At 44.3% G+C, this 17378-nt stretch carries 7 protein-coding genes; 2 read left to right on the forward strand and 5 right to left on the reverse strand.

Features of this window, described 5'->3' with window-relative positions:
- Positions 1-197: 197 nt before the first annotated feature.
- Both QUB35_RS06525 and gloA2 read right to left on the reverse strand, forming a co-directional pair.
- Positions 198-1490 (reverse strand): endonuclease/exonuclease/phosphatase family protein, encoded by a 1293-nt coding sequence (locus QUB35_RS06525; protein WP_333140464.1) that lies wholly within the window; start codon positions 1488-1490, stop codon positions 198-200.
- Positions 1491-1608: 118 nt separating this feature from the next.
- The gene (gloA2, locus tag QUB35_RS06530; RefSeq protein ID WP_190744055.1) at positions 1609-1995 is read right to left on the reverse strand and encodes an SMU1112c/YaeR family gloxylase I-like metalloprotein; all 387 of its coding nucleotides are present in this window, start codon (positions 1993-1995) and stop codon (positions 1609-1611) included.
- A gap of 310 nt (positions 1996-2305) precedes the next feature.
- Between gloA2 and ilvC the strand changes: the two genes are divergently transcribed.
- On the forward strand, positions 2306-3355 hold the full coding sequence (gene ilvC, locus QUB35_RS06535; protein ID WP_333103730.1) for a ketol-acid reductoisomerase: 1050 nt from the start codon (positions 2306-2308) through the stop codon (positions 3353-3355).
- Between the two features lie 936 nt (positions 3356-4291).
- On the opposite strand, the gene QUB35_RS06540 is transcribed toward ilvC, so the two are convergent.
- On the reverse strand, positions 4292-5950 hold the full coding sequence (locus QUB35_RS06540) for an alpha/beta hydrolase (protein ID WP_333140467.1): 1659 nt from the start codon (positions 5948-5950) through the stop codon (positions 4292-4294).
- 402 nt (positions 5951-6352) lie between these two features.
- Here QUB35_RS06540 and QUB35_RS06545 point away from each other — a divergent pair, with 402 nt between their 5' ends.
- Positions 6353-11911, forward strand: coding sequence for an AAA family ATPase (locus tag QUB35_RS06545; RefSeq protein ID WP_333140469.1), 5559 nt, complete (start codon positions 6353-6355; stop codon positions 11909-11911).
- Between the two features lie 61 nt (positions 11912-11972).
- Here QUB35_RS06545 and QUB35_RS06550 read toward each other — a convergent pair whose 3' ends face one another.
- Positions 11973-13976, reverse strand: coding sequence for a cation:proton antiporter domain-containing protein (locus QUB35_RS06550; RefSeq protein ID WP_333140471.1), 2004 nt, complete (start codon positions 13974-13976; stop codon positions 11973-11975).
- A gap of 564 nt (positions 13977-14540) precedes the next feature.
- Complete coding sequence (locus QUB35_RS06555; protein ID WP_333140473.1) at positions 14541-17297, reverse strand: hypothetical protein; 2757 nt, start codon at positions 17295-17297, stop codon at positions 14541-14543.
- Positions 17298-17378 lie beyond the last annotated feature (81 nt).

The raw sequence follows: 17378 nt of genomic DNA on the forward strand, positions 1-17378 counted from the left end.
GTGCCACAAAAATTCAGTTTTATTGTGGGAAGAACAGGCTTTCCGGCCTGTGCCACAAAAATTCAGTTTTATTGTGGGAAGAACAGGCTTTCCGGCCTGTGCCACAAAAATTCAGTTTTATTGTGGAACGGGCATCTTGCCCGTTCCTAAAAATAATGAAAGATCCGATTTCTAATCAGTCACTGCTTTAACTTCCTTCAAATGACCAAATCTGTAATTAACGGCAAATGATCCGAACCGACATTGCGGCCAGTACGAATCTTCAAAACACCAATTTCTTTGCTGACTAGAAAGTGGTCGATCGGAATATAAGCTAGCGGCATAAAAGTCGGCCAAGTCGGTAAAATGCCAAAGCCCGATCGCGCATTTCGCAAATTTCCGGTTTTTACCATATTTTTGTAGAATGGCGACCACATTGTGGTATTTAAATCCCCAACCACAATCAGCGGATTTTTTACTTGGGCTGCATACTCGCCGATGGCTGCTAGCTGTTTATTGCGATTGATAAAACTCTCCTGTTTGACTGGCACAGTCGGATGAGCAAGAATCAGAGAAATGATTTTACCTTGAAATTTAACATCCGCCGACAAGCTCTTTCTTTGATTTGAAAAGGCTTTAACCGAAGAATTTTCTAAAGGCAGCTTGCTGTATATTGCACTGCCAAATCTCTCAGATTCTTGCTGGGTAGAAGAGTAAGGAAAAATCTCGCTTAAAACCGATAACTGTTTTGCCCAAGTTGAGTTGACTTCTACAAAAACCGCGATATCAGGTTGTTCTGCTTGAACCAGCGAGATCACCTCAGAATATCGCCGATTACTCCTTAAAACATTTGAATGCAAAATCCGCAAGTTGTGTCCGGGCGTTGCTCCTGCAAATGCTGGCGCTGGAAAATACCAAGGAACAATTTCCGCCAAATTAATGATAATGCAAAATGCGCTCACCAGCCACCATATTTTTTTTGAGCGCACGAGAGCGAAGAATATAAAAGTAGAGAAACCAACCAGCAGATATTGTAGTTTAAAATGAGAACTCAATTCAAAAAAAATGTTGAATTCTCCCAGATAACCGACTATTGACAATACGGTATTTACAGTTGCTGCGATAATAAACCATTTTAAAATTACGTACTTCAAACTAAGGTTTTTGTTGGGTATTCTGTGCATCACCGCCCATTTGAGCTTGATTTTGAGGTCGTTGGTAATCAGCAATTTATCAATTTCTGTTACCAGTTGTTCTTCCTGTCCCAACACTCGCCGCTTTTGATAAAATCTCACCAGCAAGCTATCTACCACAAAATAACTAAAATAATTTGCAACAAATCCTACAAATACCAACACACCTAAACCGATCAGCATACCAAAGGAACCGCCGACTTTAACCAAACCCGACCAAACGGCTGCGTCACCTGTTTTCCCTGTAGCTGCTATGGCTATAAATAGCATTAAAGCAGGCAATCCGATCGTGATTGTGTTTCTGATGATATAGTCCATTATACAATGTTAGGTTTTAGATTTTAGATTTTAGATTGGGAATGAATCATGCAGTTTTTAGGGCAATGCACACCCCACATATTGACTTAAGAGCGACTTTACAAAATCGGGATAATCCTTAAATTTCATAGATTTCTAAGGGTAAGTTGTCGGGATCTCTGAAAAATGTAAACCGTTTTTCTGTAATCTCGTCAAGGCGAATGTTTTCTACTTCTACTTGTTGGGATTTTAAGTAAGCAACTGATGCTTCTATGTCCTCAACTGCAAAAGCTAAATGCCGCAAACCGCAAGCTTCAGGATTGTTAACTCTTTCAGGAGGATGGGTAAATGAGAAAAGCTCGATGGTGTCGCCGTTTCCGACTCGCAAATCTAGTTTGTAAGAATTCCTCTCGGTTCGGAAAGTTTCTTTGATAATGGAACATCCCAATACTTCTACATAAAATTTCTTCGACGCTGCGTAATCCGAGCAAATAATCGCCACATGATGTATTGCTTTTATTTTCATCTTAAAAAAGTTAGTTAGTTGCGTTTTTCTGAGATGTTGCACCATTCTCAATAAGCTTTTTATGAACAGGCTTTTCGGCCTGTTCCACAACAAAATTCACTCTTTGTGGAACAGGCCGAAAAGCCTGTTCTTGAGAATGGTGCAAGATGTGAGGTTTTTCCAAAAGCACAGCACGCTATTGACAATTATATTTGACGATCGCAGACTCTGCGAGAAACCCTGCTAAATTCAGGGCGAGATCCTTTTATTTTCCCCCGCCCAAATCTTAATCTGAAAAATTTCTGCAAAAAAAGTACCCTACTTTGATAAAATGAGAGTTTTGCAGTCAATCACCCAATTTGCATCTCAGGAGACAAGCACTATGGCCCGTATGTATTACGACACCGACGCGAACCTAGACCTCTTAGCCAACAAAACTGTGGCTATCATCGGCTACGGTTCCCAAGGACACGCCCACGCCCTTAACCTCAAAGACAGTGGCATGAATGTCGTTGTCGGTTTGTATCCCGGTAGCAAATCTGCAGCCAAAGCAACCGACGCGGGTTTAACAGTTCACCCGGTAGACAAAGCAGCCGCCGCTGCTGACTTCATCATGATTTTATTGCCCGATGAAGTTCAAAAAACTATTTACAAAGAACAAATCGAACCGAACCTTTCTGAAGGAAATGTTTTAGCATTTGCTCACGGTTTTAACATTCACTTCGGCCAAGTTGTTCCCCCTGCCAATGTAGACGTAGTAATGGTTGCCCCCAAAGGCCCCGGACACTTGGTGCGACGGACTTACGAACAAGGGGAAGGTGTTCCGAGTTTGTTTGCAGTATATCAAGATGCTTCCGGTCAAGCGCGCGATCGGGCAATGGCCTATGCTAAAGGTATCGGCGGCACCAGAGCCGGCATCCTTGAAACCACTTTCCGCGAAGAAACAGAAACCGATCTTTTTGGCGAACAAGTAGTTTTGTGCGGCGGTTTGAGCGCCTTAATTAAAGCTGGATTTGAAACTTTAGTTAACGCCGGATACCAACCGGAATTAGCTTATTTTGAATGTTTGCACGAAGTTAAACTTATCGTTGACTTAGTAGTAGAAGGAGGCCTCGCCAAAATGCGCGACAGCATCTCCAATACCGCAGAATACGGCGATTTAACTCGCGGCCCCCGCATCGTCACGGATCAAACCCGCGCCGAAATGCGTAAAATTCTCAGCGAAATTCAATCCGGTCAATTTGCCCGCGAATTCGTTCTCGAAAACCAAGCCGGCAAACCGGGCTTTACCTCCATGCGCCGTCAGGAAGCAGAACATCCTATTGAAGAAGTTGGTAAAGATTTGCGAGCTATGTTTAGCTGGTTGAAAAAGCAGGCTTAATCAATTTTAGATTTTAGATTTTAGATTTTAGATGGGAGGACAAATCTAAAACAGTCCTGGACGCCTAACCTCTATCTGTAGGGTGTGCAATGCACACCTTACCGATGGGAAAATCTCAAATCTCAAGTTTAATCGATTACAGATTAGAGATGGGATAAAAAATCTAAAATCTAAAATCCAAAATCTAAAATCGTCATGTTTGGTTGTGCTTCGCTTAACCCAACCTACAAGAAAATGGCTAAGTATTGTTAGAGAAACCGGGTTTCTCGCTGGTAGATCAAAACTATCGACTCGGGCTAGGACTTTTTTGCAATTTCTCAATATCCTGTTGCCTTTTCTCGTTGAAATCTCTCGGCCTCAACCAATCTGGCCACAACCCGACGAAGAACTTTCGACTGGCCACGCTAGTATCTCTTACAGGTTTGGGGAGAAAAGTTAAAGTGTCACCGTAAAGGGTAAACAGGGCTGCCAACAGAAGCAATAGCGGGATAAGATTTTTTTTAGGCATCGCAGTTGGGGAGTAGAGTTTGTGAAAGCGCTTGGTTATATTTTGCCCCTGCACGGACAAAAAATATCAGAAACAGCTTAAGAAGAAAAATAGACCTCAGCAATCTCGGACGCGGCCGTGCCGTTTCCCTACCCCAAAATCATCAATCTTCTTCGATGAAAGATGTAACCATCGCCCGATTAATTGTAGGAAAACGGCACGGCGCGGTGTCCTGACTGTGGGTAATATCAATTCCGATGTCACCGGATTTGATATTATATCATGTCCGATCGATTGACCATAATATCCCGGCCGGGGCGGGTTTTTGAGATTGTCAATTATTGGCAGATATTGTTGGTGAACCCGCCCCTACCTAATTTCGGGTAATTGACCAGAGATCATATTAGTTAATGACTAATCACTAATCACTAATCACTAATCACTAATCACTACTTATTCCTTTGAATAAAAGTTTGCACGACTGTATTAATTTCCGGGGAAATTTCTGTTACTAGCCGCACCGGGATTGCCGATGTAGAAGCAAATTGCGCGTATTCTGGTGTTAGAAAGACGGCATATTTGTCAGCTTCGGCAGTTAGTTGAGCGGCGGTAGCCAAACTTACAGCTTTAATATAATTGCGTATGCTAACAGCTTGGTCGCCGACAAGTTCATCGCCGGTAATTTCTGTGCTGGGTCGGCGAACTTGGTTTAAAGTTGTACTCGGATCTTTGACGCTTAAGTGGGTTGCTCCTACAAAACCGACTAGCCATTTAGGAGATGGAATTTTCGGAAAGCCGGCAATTTGTTCGGCTAAGGCGGGAGTGGTTTTGTCGGCAGAAGATGCTACTATTAATGTGGGAATCTTAATTTTACTTAAGCCCGTTTCTCCAAATAATAATGATGCGATCGGATTCATGGCGATCGCCCTTTTAATCCTCCCATCCCGCAATTGATACCGTTCTTCGGGCAATCCGGCCGCGGCGCACTGAATGCCTTCGCCTAAGCTGAACCCAATCAAGTCCCCTTGACACCTTTGTTTGAGTCCGCTCAATTGCAGTTCGGCGCCGGCCACGGACAAGGCTGTAGCGCCGCCGAAGGAATAGCCAATTATTATCGATCGGTCGATCGCAATTTTCCCCTGCAAGTTATCATCAGTTTGGTTCAATTTTGTCAGTTCGTCGAGTACAAAACTGATGTCTTTGGGACGGTCTAAAAACTCTTGAGGAGCTAGCAACGGACACTTCCCCGCCATCGCAGCATTGGTGTTCGTCTCGTTGCTGCCCGGATGTTCTAAAGCTGCTACCACATAGCCGTGAGACGCCAAATGCTCGGCTAAATAGCGCAAATCCGTGCGGACGGAACCCAAGCCGTGAGAAAAGACGATCGTCGGTTTGTCGGCTGTCGCAGCTCTCGACCAATACACATCAACCGGAATAGGTCGATTGCGGGCGCTATCGTTCAAATCTAGCGCCCGTACCTGCACGACATTAGGGCCTGGCTGGGTTGGATCGAAAGGCAGCTTAAACGCGGGTTTAACCGCTGCTAACTGAGGTGCGATCGCCGCCATAAAGCGCTGAGTTTGCCAAAAACTTACGTTCATATTTCCCAAAACAGCGAAAGCTCGATCGAGATCCACCACCACCCGCGAGCTCGGATAAGATTCAATGAAACTCAATATAGATAAGCCTTCCGGTGCTTTTGCTCCCTGCACCAGAGCGGATCGCAGCGCTTCCACACCCCCACCGTCGCGCCTGGGTATGACAGTAGTCAAATCCGTCAGGATGCCAGTGCCGATGCCCGTATTTAGCAAGTTGCTCAGGCCGACTACATTTAGGGGAATTTTCGCTTGCAGCGCCCGAAAAATTTTACTCCGCTGTTCCTCAGACAGGAGATTGGCGTATGCTTGCAGTTTGGCGGGGACTTTTCCTGTTTCTGCGAGTTCGCGCAAATCCGCAACCGATATTGACGATTCTAAAATACCTTTGCGGATAACAACCGTTTCTGCCGCTTTTACAGAGGATGTCGCGTCGCTGAAAGTGCCGATCGAAATCGAACCCAAAATACTCGCCACCGAAGAAAACCATCTGAAATTTGGTCTGATGCTCATTTTTACGTTATTGAACTAGAGGGGGTATATCACCATATTCTCAAAATTCTCCCAGATACTGAGAAATTATCTCGATCGGGGTGCCAAAGGCTTTGCCTTTGGTATATTTAATTGCAGATCGATAATGCTTCTATTGCCTACTTACAGTTAAATCTAGACTTCGAGAACTTATTAGCCATAATTGTCAAGCAAAGATGGTCATTTCGCTTAAGGTACTAAGGGGAACTGCGGTTGACATAATATTTTGTGTTAACTATAATAAGCAACTAAACCCTATCCTATCGTTTCCGCCGAAATCGGAATCATAATTTTTCGAGTGCAGTGCCAGCGTCCCGCTCGCATCATATCGTTGCCGCAGGCATGAGAAAAAATATACTTACCTCAGCTATCAACATGATTTCAATGAATACCTTGACACTTCCCGACTACCAAATCAGCGCCCCTATCTCCGACGGCTTGAATACCTGCATTTACCGAGGCATTAGAGAATTAGACGAACAACCAGTCATCATCAAAATCCTCAAGGCAGAATTTCCCACCCTCGAACAAATTACCCGCTTAAAAAACGAATATAAAATTACTCAGCATTTACAGGTAGAAAGCATCGTCAAATCCTACAGTCTCGAAACATATCAAAACCGTCTCGCCCTGATTTTAGAAGACTTTGGCGGCAACTCACTCAGCAAAATAATCTCAACAAAACTCAACTTAACAGCATTTTTAAACATTGGCATTCAACTAGCATCAGCACTAAACTCGCTGCATCAAAACAGTATCATCCACAAAGACATAAAACCATCCAACATTATCATCAACCAGGAAACAGGAACTGTCAAACTTACCGACTTCAGCGTCGCTTCCCGGCTGAGCAAAGAAAACCCCCAAATTAACAGTACCAACTTAGTTGAGGGTACGATCGCCTATATGTCTCCCGAACAAACCGGGAGAATGAACCGCACCTTAGATTATCGCAGCGATTTCTATTCCCTCGGCGTCACATTTTACGAAATGCTGACAGGCAAATTGCCGTTTAACAGCAGCGATATTTTAGAACTCGTGCACTGTCACATTGCTAAACATCCCGCGCCGCCTTGTGAATGCAGAACAAATCAAGAAAATGGTGATGAAATTCCGCAAGTTGTTTCTGATATTGTGATGAAGCTTTTGGCGAAAAATGCCGAAGATAGGTATCAGACTGCCGAGGGGATAAAGGCAGATTTAGAAAAGTGTTTGAATAGTTGGCAGACAACTGGAGAAATTGTTTATTTTGTACCGGGACAGTTGGATCGATCGGGACAACTGTCAATACCTCAAAAACTCTACGGGCGAGAAGCCCAAGTCGATCACCTGCTTGCTGCTTTTGAAAGAGTAGGGACACCGCATTGCCGTCTCCTTACGGGTGACGGTGAAAATGTAGGGATACGGCACTGCCGTCTCCCTACGGATGACGGGCGAAGCGAAATAGTCCTAGTTTCCGGTTATTCGGGAATTGGCAAAACCGCTATTGTTAATGAAGTTCACAAGCCAATTGTCCGGCAGCGCGGCTATTTTATCAATGGCAAATTTGACCAATTTAAGCGCAACATTCCTTATGCAGCTTTGATTCAAGCTTTCCAGTCATTAATCGGGCAGTTGCTGACTGAAAGTAGCGAAAAATTGCAAGCTTGGCGCGAAAAATTGTCGGCTGCTTTGGGTGCAAACGGTGCAGTAATTGCTGACGTGATTCCTGACATTGAGCTAATTATTGGCAAACAGCCGGAAGTGCCGCAACTGGGGCCTGCCGAATCTCAAAATCGCTTTAATCGAGTTTTCCGAGAGTTTATCGGCGTCTTTACTCGTGCAGAACATCCGCTGGTACTCTTTTTAGACGATCTGCAGTGGGCGGATTCGGCATCGCTGAATTTAATGCAATTGTTGGTTGGCGATTCGGAAAGTCAATACTTGCTTTTGATCGGTGCTTATCGGGATAATGAAGTTAGTCCGACTCATCCGCTAATGCAGGCGATCGAGCAAATTGAAAAAACGGGCACTCCCGTTCATCATATCGTCTTGCAACCGCTGGATTTTGCGAATGTCTGCGAATTAATCGCCGATACCCTCACCGTTAACGACAAGGTGCAATTGCTGGCTGAGTTAATCTTTCACAAAACGGGCGGCAATCCTTTTTTTATCACGCAGCTTTTGCAAGCACTTTATCAAGAAAATCTGTTAAAATTTGAATTTAGCAGCGGCCATTGGCAGTGGAGTTTAGCGGAAATTCAGGCGATCGGCATTACTGATAAAAGTGTCGTGGAACTGGTAGCCAGCCGCATCGAAAAACTGCCAGAAACAACGCAGCAAATGTTAAAATTGGCGGCTTGTATTGGCGATACATTCAGCCTCGATGTCTTGTCAATTGTCAGCGAACAATCCCCGGCGCGAGCAGCTAGCGAACTCTGGGCGGCACTGCAAACTGGATTGGTTCTCCCGTTGAGCAATGCTTACAAGATTCCGCTGGTTGGAGGCTGGGGATCGGAGAATTTGCGATCGGGGCGGGCCGGGGGGCACAGCCCCTACGAGCAATCGAAGATTTCCTACAAATTCCTGCACGACAGAGTGCAGCAAGCAGCTTATTCTCTGATTCCCGACGGCGAAAAGCAAGCAACGCACTTAAAAATCGGTCAACTGCTGCTAGACAATACTCCCGCCTCCGAGATTGAAGAAAATGTTTTTGATATTGTCAACCAACTGAATGTCGGCGTTGAATTCCTCGCAGAAAAAACAGAAAAACATCAACTGGCCAAACTGAATCTGATCGCTGGGAAAAAAGCTAAAGCATCTAATGCTTACGAAGCTGCTGTCAGATATTTGAATGTCGGTTTGGGACTCATCAACCCCCTTGGCGTGGGAAGTGTAGGGGGGTCAAGTTGGGAGACTGATTATGACTTGACGCTGAACCTGCACGTAGAAGCAGCGGAAGCGGAATATCTCAATACTAACTTTGGGCGATCGCAAGAATTAGCTGATGCCGTTTTGCAACAAGCTACAAACCTGCTCGATCGAGTTAAAGTCTACGAACTGCAAATCCAGTCTTATTTGTCTCAAAACCAGATGATAGAAGCCATCGATACTGGTTTAAGAGCTTTGGGAATGTTGGGAAATTCCCTATCTGAAATCCCCCGAGAGGGTTTGGGTGGAATTAAGTTACCTCAGCTTGATGAAATCGAAAAATTTCCGGTAATGACTGATGACTATGAGTTAGCCACAATGCGGATAATCTCGGCTGTTCTTTCTCCTATTTTTATTGCAAAATTAGAACTATTGCCACAAATTATCTTCACCATGGTCAATTTTTCTATGGAACGGGGTAATTCAGCACTTGGGGCGATCGCCTATAGTTGGTACGGCTTGCTGCTGGCTGGGGTATTCGGAGAGATAGAGGCTGGATATCATTCGGGAAAGCTAGCTTTGAAGCTATTAGACCAATTCAATTCTAAACAACTTAAATGCCAGGTTTATACCACATTTAACGCTTTTATCCGGCACTGGAAAGAACATACCAGAGAGACGATTTTACCTTTAAAAGAGGCGATGCAAAGCGGCTTAGAAACAGGAGATTTAACTTATAGCATTTATGCTGGTTACAACATTTTTACAGGTGCCTTTTTGATGGGAGAACCGCTAAACACTGTCGAACAAAAACAATTGCAATGCTTGATTTTAGCACGGCAACTAAAACAAGAACATTCGATAGACTTAGTTGAAACATGGGGACAGCTTCTTTTGAACTTACAACAAAACTCCGCCAATCAATTTCATGTGGTCGATGAAAAATTTAATGAACAAGAAATGTTGCCGCGACTTAAAAAAACCCATAACAACCTGGGAATTTTTAATTTTTATCTTGGTAAAATGCTGAGTTATTACTTATTTAAACAATCCGAAAAAGCAGTTGCCAACGCATCTTTAGCTGCCGGATATGCACAAGTAGTAATTGGCTTTGCGATCGTCGTCACGCACAATTTTTACTATTCCCTGGCCCTCCTCGCTGTGTATCCAACTGCTGGCAGTGCAGCACAAGAAAAACACTTGATGCAAGTAGCAGCAAATCAGGAAGAAATGCAGAAATGGGCGCACCACGCCCCCATGAATTACCAGCACAAATACGATTTGGTAGAGGCAGAAAAAGCGCGTGTTTTCGGTAAAAATTGGGAAGCAGCAGATTATTATGACAAAGCCATTCAAGGAGCCAAAGAGCAGGGATACATCCAAGAACAAGCACTCGCCAACGAACTTGCAGCCGAGTTTTATTTGTCTTGCAACAAAGACAAAATCGCTCAAGTCTATCTCACAGAATCTTACTACGGTTACATCCGCTGGGGAGCGATCGCGAAAGTCAAAGATTTAGAAGCCAGATATCCCCAATTAGTCGCCCAAACCCTCAACCGAGAAACCAAAACCCGCGATTTAACCGTCACCGCCACCACCACAACCACCAACAGCAATTTTAGCAATGCCTTAGATATCGGCACATTCATCAAAGCATCTCAAGCTATTACCAGCGAAATTTTCCTGGATAAATTGCTCGCCCGTTTAATCAAAATTTTTTTAGAAAATGCCGCCGCTCAAAAAGCAGTGCTGATGCTCTACAAAGATGACAATCTTTTGATACAAGCAGCTTGTACGGCAGAGCAAAATCAAGCCGCCGTCTTGCAATCCCTTTTAGTTGAAATTAGTCAAGATTTGCCCGTCTCGATTGTAAACTATGTTGCGAGAACTCAAAAAGACTTGGTTTTAAACAATGCAGCCTCAGACGGCTTGTTTACCGCCGATCCGTATGTTGTCAGCCGTCAGCCCAAGTCAATTATTTGCAATCCAGTCATTTATCAGGGCCAACTCACAGGCATTCTTTACCTGGAAAACAACTTAGCAGCGGGTGCATTTTCTCCCGAAAGATTGGAAGTTTTAAAGTTGCTCACTTCTCAAGTTGCGATCGCCCTCGAAAATGCCCGACTCTACGGGAAAGAACAAGAAAAATCCCAGCAGCTAGAACAATATTTGCACAAATTGCAGCAAACCCAAGCTCAACTCGTGCACACGGAAAAAATCTCAAGTTTGGGGCAGTTGGTAGCAGGAGTTGCTCACGAAGTCAATAACCCCGTTGGCTTTATTTCCGGCAATCTCCACCACGCTAACGATTACGTACAAGACTTGATTTCCATTGTCAATCTTTACCAGCAGCACTATCCGCAGCCGGTGCCGGCAATTGCAGAAGCCGCAGAAGAAGTTGAACTCGATTATCTCATGGAAGATTTGCCTAAAATGCTGGGTTCCATGCAGCTAGGAACCGATCGCATCCGCGATATCATGCAATCATTGCGGAACTTCTCGCGCATTGACGGCACCGAGAAAAAACCCGCCGACATTCACGCAGGTATCGACAGCACGTTGATGATTTTGCAGCACCGCTTGAAAGCTAAACCCGAACGTCCAGCAATTCAAGTGATTAAAGAATACGGATCTTTGCCGGAGGTTGAGTGTTACAGCGGACAACTCAATCAGGTGTTTATGAACTTGCTCGGAAATGCGATCGATGCTTTGGATGAATCCAACGGCGAGCGCACTTACGCTGAGATTGAACGCGCTCCCAATACTATCACAATTTGCACCGAAGTCAAGGAAGGTTCGGCAACGGATTATGTAACGGATGTAACGGATGTTAGGAAGGAAGAAGTAGGAAGAGGAAGAAAAATCGAGAGTTTTGCGGTGATTCGGATTAAGGATAATGGGCCTGGGATGCCTGAATCAACGCGGTGTAAACTGTTCGATCCGTTTTTTACAACTAAACCAGAGGGTAAAGGTACTGGATTGGGATTATCGATTAGCTATCAAATTGTTGTCGAAAAACACGGCGGGGCGATCGAGTGTATTTCGGAACCGGGAAAAGGTACCCAATTTGCGATCGCAATTCCGTTGGATTAGGATTAAATCTTAACAGCAGATCAATGCAGATTCATAACGTAATCTGCGGTTCAAATATTCCTCAAGATACAGGAAAATAAACAACAAGCATCGAAATATTTTGGTGAGTCCGGGCGATCGCTTCCGGTTCTTTGAGAGTTCCTGGTTTTTCCCACAAATTCTGTTGTTGAGAAATGGTTGTTAAAATCAGCAAATCGTGTTCTAACAAATTCTGCGAAACTAGCTTGATAAAATTTCCCCGCACCCGATTTACTGGTATCTCAGAGAGAATTTCCACCTCCGCCGCACTTTGGTTGCTTTGTTCCCGTTTTGTCGCCACCAACAACACTTGCAAACTCGCCTTAAGTTCCTCGGCCAAACTCTTAGCAATACCCACGGTTTCCTGAAATCCAAACCGAGTCAACTCGCTGTCAGTTACCGCCAAAATAACTCTGGCTGTATTCTGGAGAGGATCGGGAAATCGAGCAATCAGTACGGGTACGGGCGATCGCCTTACCACATTGTCAATGATGCTGCCAAAAAAATTGTCGCGAGTCGTGGAAAATCCCTTCCAACCACAAACTATTAAACTAGCCTCGCGTTCGGTTGCACTCCGCAGAATTCCGCGATCGATCGCATCATCTATCCTCGCGATCGGTTCAACCGCACAAGCAGCCGCATGGGCCACAGTTTCCGCAGCCGTCAAAAGTTGAGTTTGCTGCATTTTATCTGCCGGTGAAATTGCTTCCCCGCGATCGGACAAAATATGCAGCGGCAGTAAAGTTCCGTGAGATGTTTTTGCTAAAATCAAAGCCAAACGCAGCAAATTATCTTCCGTATTCGGATTAGCAACAGGTACTAAAACTCGGTCTCCCCAGGAATGCTTTCCCGAAGTAGCAGCCGGCAAACTCGACCCCGGCTGCTGCATTTGTTGACCCCACCGAGCTACAATCCAAGGAGAAGCCACACAAGTTACTAAAATCATGGCAATGATGCCGTTCACCGTTACGCGATCGACCAATTTAATCTCAAAAGCAACCGTAATCGCCGCCAAAGTAGAAGCAGCTTGAGCAACAGAAAGACCGAACATTACCATAATGCTGGGAAACTCAAAACGAAATAATTTCCCCGGTAGCCAAGCTGCCAAAAACTTGCTCACCACTTCAGCTAAAATCATCACCGCAGCCACCAACAAAGACTGCGGCTGCTTTACCAAAATTAGCGGGTCAATTAACATCCCCACAGAAATCAGAAAAAACGGCACAAACAGCGTATTCCCAATAAACTCAATCCGATTCATCAGGGGACTCATTTTGGGAATAATTTGAGTAATGGCAATCCCCGATAAAAATGCACCAATAATTGCCTCAATTTCAATTAGTTCTGCTGCGTAAGAAACTAGAAATAGGGTTGCCAATACAAATATAAATTCTGCATTTTCGTCGTGTCCAAATTTCTTAAAGAACCAGCGACCGATTTTGGGAACGCCCCACAAAGTAGCAAAAGTGTAGATAGCAAGAGAGGGAATTAGAAACAGCCAAAATTCGATCGTGAGATTTCCTTTGAAAGCTTTAACAACAATTGCCAGCACCAACAGCCCCAACACATTCGTAATTAAAGTCCCGCCCAAAGTCGTAGTAATAGTCTGAGTTCGCATCAATCCCAATTTTGTGAGAATTGGCAGTGCTAAAAGGGTGTGCGTAGCAAAACAAGAAGCGACTAAAATTGCAGCCAGCCAGCTATATCCCAACAGCAACATCGCTGCTGTCCCCAATATCATCGGTAGCGAAAAAGTAGCCAGCCCAAATATGACAGCTTTGTCCGCATTGAGTTTGAGGTCGTCGAGGCTAGTTTCCAGTCCCGCTAGGAACATCAAAAACAGCAATCCTACAGTACCTAACAAAACAATAGTAGCGTCCCGTTGCAGCAAATTGAGACCGTTGGGCCCGACAATTACGCCAGCAATAATTAAACCCACTATTCCCGGTAGTCGCAAGCGCTCAAATACCAGCGGCGCGAGTAGCATGATTGCTAAAAGAACCAGGAAAACGGGAACGGGGGCGGTAATTGGCCCGGAAGTTAACATAAATTTTTTACCCTACATATTGGCAGCGAACTGCTACCAGTTTTAAAAGGAAATAATCAAAATGTCTATCAATCTAAAGAGGTATTATCAATATTTTACAGCGTAATTGGTAATAAGTAGGACTGGGCGGGAGCAACTGGGTTTATTTGTAAAATATAGGTTGGATGACTAGAAATTGGGCGAAGCACGAACTCCGAGAAAAAAAACTATATTTTTCAGTCCTGGAAGCACAAGAACCAGGTTAAGAGTCAAAATAACAGGTTGTGAGCGATCGACTTTAACGCCGAAACCGGGTTTTTTATCCTATTTGCGTCCACAACTATTTAGGTATCAAATGCAGGGGGACACAGATATATATCCCAAGATGGACTTTGGCATACTCGGTCTAATTCAGAAACCCGGTTTCTTAAAAAAACCGGGTTTTTCACCACAACAGACAATTTAAATGGGTTAGTCTTGGACGCGAAAAAACCGGGTTTCTACGCAACTTACTTAACCGTACCCTTACGGTAGCTAAGTATGTATTTCTTGTCAAGATTTTTCCATCTAATTTTCAATGATAGGCTAAGCGAGCGACACAATGCTAGCTCGCTCGTAAGGCAATCTGTTTGTAGGCAAAACCTCCAGATTAATTTGCAACGAATCCAAAGCCGGATTTTCGGCTAGCAGCTTTTGCGTCAAACTCTTATTAAGAATTTCCCAGAAATCCGTTTCATTGGGATAATTAGTCAAGAAACTGTCGATGCTTTTGTAAATCGGCACAAAGTCTGGATACTCATCCTGCGTAATTCCTGGTTTGTACTGATATTTGACATCCATATTGAGGTTATTCAAACCCTGGTGATCGATCGAGTAATTAGGAATCTTGAAATCCCATGCTTCGCCTAATTTACCATCTTGAGTGCGAGTAACGGTACTGCTGCGATCGTAAGGCAATCGGTTCGTCGGTAAAACATCCAAATTAAGCGTCACCGACGAAAGTGCCGGATTGTCAGCGAGCACTTTCTCGGTCAGATTTTTGTTGACAATTTCCCAAAAATCTGTTTCGTTCGGGTAGTTAACTAAAAGATTGTCAATGCTCTTGTAAATCGGCACAAAATCAGGATACTGATAATTTAGAATCCCGTCTTTGTACTGATAATTTACATCAATATTCAGGTTGTTTAACCCTTGATGATTAATTGGGTAATTTGCCAAGCTAAAATTCCATTTCTGCGTCAGTTGACCATCGGACGGAAAGAAAGAAATTCCTATTGGACGCTGTAGCTTGCTGTCGGGAGGGACAAAAATAGAACTGTTACTCGACCCTGGATTCCCCGATATGGGCAGCGGTTCGTCAGTCTTGCCATTGTACCGCAAAACAGCGCCGGCACTGTTAGCATTGGTGCGGTTGTCAAAGCCAACTGCAAACAAATTGCCGATCGGCGAAAAGGCCAAACTACCTACATAATTGCTACTGGGGGAAGTATCAGTATAATTGGTAGATAAAACCTTGACCAATTCCCCACTTTGTAAATTGTAGCGCCTGATATCGTTAGCAAAATCGCTGACATAAAGGTCGCCGTCACCGGGCCCGATTGCCATTCCCAAAAGACTTGCAAATCCCTGACTCCGAGGCGAAGGATCGGGCGAAGCAAAGATACTTGACTGCCGGGTTTCAGGGTTGTAACGCAGCACCTGACTGGGGAAACCGGCGCTATAATCTGCTTTACCATTGCGAGCAACACTCCCCTGCGTTGTCACATACAAATTGCCGTCAGGAGCAAACAGTAAACCGTTCGGGCCATTCAATCCTCCCCCTTGCTGATTTCCCGAAGCAAATACATCAATAAACTGTCCTGTTTTGCCGTTATATCGGAGAATTTGGTCACTCAAAAAACTGCTGACATAAAAATTACCGTCAGGGCCAAAAGCTAAACCGTAAGGGCGAAACAATCCGCCAGTTTCATCTACCGCCGTGTTCGGATTATCCCCGACAAACTTGTCAATAAATGCGCCAGTAATTCCGTCATACCGCAATACCGCAGATGCTGTCGGTTCTCCCGAATTTCCGGGCTTTTCGCCGCTAGCAACGTAAATGTCCGACTTATCATCGCCATTGCCATCTGGCCCAAAAACGATCGTATCTGGATTGGACAAACCGCCGCTTCCCGGTGAAATAAATTCGCCTAGAAAATTGCCGGTATTGCCGTCAAACCGAAGTACATTATTTCCCCTGCTATTGCCAACTAGGAAAGTTCCTTGAGGATTGCTGGGTTGAGTGCGAGTAACTTTGCTGGTGCGGTTGTAGGGCAAGGTTTGGCTTGGCAGAACGTTGAAATCTATCTTAATTGCCGCCAATGCAGGATTTTCGTTGAGGATATTTTGAGTCAAGTTTTTATTGACAACTTCCCAAAAATCAGTTTCGTTCGGATATGTGGTGAAAAAGTTATCAATGCTCTTGTAGATTGGCACAAAATCGGGATATTCATTGGGAGCGATTTCCGGCTTGTACTGGTAATCTATATCGAGATTCAGCTTGTTCAATCCTTGGTGATTGATTGCGTAGTCTTTGACTGAAAAATTCCAATCTTCTGTGATTTTGCCCGATTGACTGCGGAAAACTGTACTGGCGCGATCGTAGGGCAATCTCTCCGTTGGCAAAACTTCCAGTTGAATCGTAACATCTGTCAGTACCGGATTTTCATTAAGCACCTTTTCCGTCAAATTTTTGTTAACAATTTCCCAAAAATCTGTTTCGTTCGGGTAGTTAACTAGGAAATTATCAATACTTTGGTAAATGGGAACAAAATCTGGATATTCGTTCGGGGTAATTCCCGGTTTTAACCCGTAACCAACTTTGAGGTTGAGGGTGTTTAAACCTTGGTGTTCGATGGTGTAATCTTTAAAATTGAAAGCCCACTTTTCATCAGGAAATAGGGAAGAAGTTTGGGATAGGGAGAGTTCGGGCTTGCCACCACTATCACCAACAGCAAAATCCATCCCTGTCAGTTCGTCTCTCTGAACTTGATTGGAGACAGCAATCTGGGATTTTAGACTACTATCAACTTTAAGATTGTCCCCTCCTGACGATTGGAGACCGAAGTCGGTGGATGGCTCAAAAAGGCTGATCGCACTACCAGTCGCAGCAGCCGCCCAATCGGGTTTTTGAGTCGAATCGTAGCTGGTATCACATAAACCATTGGTATCCCCGACGGCACTTTGGCTGATCCGATTTAAGCGCTCGAACTTACTGCCCAATAAGTCTTGTATTGCCGCTGAAACACCCACAACATTTCCCGGAATCTGGTTTTCTTCAAACAGTCCTGCTGTGTTAAACATAAGGTATTTTTTTAGATACACCCGCCATCGGGAAGGAAGTTGAAAAGATTATACCCTCTTTCGCCAAAAAATCAAGTACCT

Source organism: Microcoleus sp. B13-B6, from assembly GCF_036705405.1.
GTDB lineage: Bacteria > Cyanobacteriota > Cyanobacteriia > Cyanobacteriales > Microcoleaceae > Microcoleus.

Bases quoted from the DNA above. Each gene is read 5' to 3' on its own strand.
- gloA2 (WP_190744055.1), bottom strand. From the start codon at position 1,995: ATGAAAATAAAAGCAATACATCATGTGGCGATTATTTGCTCGGATTAC.
- QUB35_RS06550 (WP_333140471.1), bottom strand. From the start codon at position 13,976: ATGTTAACTTCCGGGCCAATTACCGCCCCCGTTCCCGTTTTCCTGGTT.
- ilvC (WP_333103730.1), top strand. From the start codon at position 2,306: ATGAGAGTTTTGCAGTCAATCACCCAATTTGCATCTCAGGAGACAAGC.
- QUB35_RS06525 (WP_333140464.1), bottom strand. From the start codon at position 1,490: ATGGACTATATCATCAGAAACACAATCACGATCGGATTGCCTGCTTTA.
- QUB35_RS06540 (WP_333140467.1), bottom strand. From the start codon at position 5,950: ATGAGCATCAGACCAAATTTCAGATGGTTTTCTTCGGTGGCGAGTATT.
- QUB35_RS06545 (WP_333140469.1), top strand. From the start codon at position 6,353: ATGAATACCTTGACACTTCCCGACTACCAAATCAGCGCCCCTATCTCC.
- QUB35_RS06555 (WP_333140473.1), bottom strand. From the start codon at position 17,297: ATGTTTAACACAGCAGGACTGTTTGAAGAAAACCAGATTCCGGGAAAT.